The sequence below is a fragment of the Nocardia sp. CC201C genome, from assembly GCF_030010695.1.
Taxonomy (GTDB): Bacteria; Actinomycetota; Actinomycetes; order Mycobacteriales; family Mycobacteriaceae; genus Nocardia; species Nocardia otitidiscaviarum.
The window spans coordinates 1-2,110 of record NZ_JASCXP010000676.1; the positions used below are offsets into that span (position 1 = coordinate 1).

2 protein-coding genes are annotated in these 2,110 nt (G+C 66.7%); both read right to left on the reverse strand.

The window, feature by feature from the left end; all coding sequences use genetic code 11:
• Positions 1-3 precede the first annotated feature (3 nt).
• Positions 4-513, reverse strand: coding sequence for a phage holin family protein (locus QK444_RS35795; RefSeq protein ID WP_282786480.1), 510 nt, complete (start codon positions 511-513; stop codon positions 4-6).
• A gap of 48 nt (positions 514-561) precedes the next feature.
• Complete coding sequence (nhaA, locus tag QK444_RS35800; protein WP_282786482.1) at positions 562-1,791, reverse strand: Na+/H+ antiporter NhaA; 1,230 nt, start codon at positions 1,789-1,791, stop codon at positions 562-564.
• Positions 1,792-2,110 lie beyond the last annotated feature (319 nt).

The following is a 2,110-nucleotide window of genomic DNA, read 5'->3' on the forward strand; positions in this document are numbered from 1 at the left end:
GCCCTACGCTCGGAATTTGACGAGCGCGCCCGGCGCGGCCTCGTGCGCCCCGGGCGCGCCGAAACCGCTGGGCAGCACGGTCTTCGCCTCCTTGAGCGACTCGATGGTCTTCTCGGGGGCGCGCAGCTTGCGCACCTTGAGATAGCCCAGGCCGCCGAAGGCCGCCACGGCCACCACCATCAGCAGGAAGACGAGGAGGAACGCCAGCCAGCGCCACATCCACATATCCAGCAGCTCGGCCAGGAAGAAGAAGAAAAAGAACGAGCTGAACAGCAGGATGGTCAGCGCGACGATGAAGTAGACGCTGCCCTGCAGGCCCTTCTTGATCTCCCCGGTGACCTCGGCCTTGGCGAGCTCCACCTCGGCCCGCACCAGCGTCGACATCTGCTCGGTGGCATCACGAACCAGTCCGCCGATGCTTTCGGAGCGAGCATCGACCTCGGACAGTGGAATCGAGGTGAGGGTACGGGCATGACGCCCTTCCTGACCGTTGCCGCCCTGTGTGAAGCTCAATTGCTCGACCCTTCTCCGTGTCAGTCGACCCGTCCCGGTACCGCCCGGTCAGTCACTCTCTTGTTCCTGCAGTGCCCGCTCGTCTCGCGCCGCCTGGTGAGCACGGCCACGACGCAACAGTAGCGCCGAACCCACCAGGGAAGCCGCCAACGACGTGAGCAACACGGCCGCCTTCGCGAGTTCCGCCGCGGAGCCGTCGCCGACATCCGCGAGTGCGAGTTCCGCCACCAAGAGGCTAACGGTGAAGCCGATGGCTCCGAGGACCGACAGGGCGAACATATCCCGATAGGCGAGATCGGTGGGCTTCTTGGCCAGTCCGAACCGGATTGCGGCCCAGGCGAATCCGAAGATGCCCACGGTCTTGCCCACCAGCAGACCGAGCACGATGGCCAGCCCCAGGCGGTTGGTGAAGATCTCCGAGAACACGTCGGCGTTCAGCGTGACGCCGGAGGCGAACAGCGCGAACACCGGCACGCAGAAGGCCGCGGAGATGGGCTGGAAGAAGTGCTCGAGGTTGGCCGCGGGCACGCAGTGCTCGTCCTCGTCCGGATCCGGCCGGACCCGCGTCAACAGACCCAGCGCCACGCCCGCCAGCGTCGGGTGGATGCCCGCCTCGTGCAGGGCGTACCAGGCCACCAGCGCCACCGGCACGTACAGGAGCGGCGTGCTCACCCGGTACTTCTGACCCACCCACCAGATCGCGAAACACAGGATGGCGGCCAGCAGCCACAGCATCTTCACCGTGGTGGTGAACAGCACGGCGATCAGGATGATGGCGATCAGATCGTCCACCACGGCCAGGCTGAGCAGGAAGACGCGCGCGGCGGCCGGAATCCGGGAACCGGTGAGGGCCAGCACACCCAGTGCGAAGGCGATATCGGTGGCCACCGGAATGGCCCAGCCGCGGTCCATGCCCTCCACGCCCCAGCCGACCGCGACGGCGATGAGCGCGGGCAGCAGCACGCCGCCGAACGCCGCGATGATCGGCAGGGACGCGCTCTTGCGGTCGGCGAGTTCGCCGACCACCAGCTCACGTTTGAGCTCCAGCCCGGCGACGAAGAAGAAGATGGCGAGCAGACCGTCCTTGGTCCAGTCGGCCAGGGTGAGGTCCAGATGTAGCGGCGGAATCGCCAGCCGGGTGTCGACCATGGTCGTATAGCTGTCGCCCCACGGTGAGTTGACCCAGATCAGGGCGGCCGCGGCGGCGATGAGGAGCAGTGCGCCACCGAATGTTTCGGTCCGTAGATAGCGGGAGAGCTCGGAGCGGACCTGGGTGATCACTCGGGCACCTTTCAGCCGGTTCGACAGAACAGCGGCGTGCGAAACCCATCCGGGAGCGATCGGCCACATGCCGCATGCCGACCAGACTTCCCGGCACACCTTTACGGGATTCTAATGGTTTGCCGGAAATGTTCCGACTCGGAGTGAAACGGCCCTGTGACTGTGCAGGTCACAGGGCTGTTCGCGCGCCGCGGGCGGTATCAGGCCCGGCGGGCCCGGATGGCCTCGAAGACGTTCGGGTCGACCAGGGTGGAGGTGTCGCCGAGTTCGCGGCCCTCGGCGACATCGCGCAGCAGCCGGCGCATGATCTTGCCGG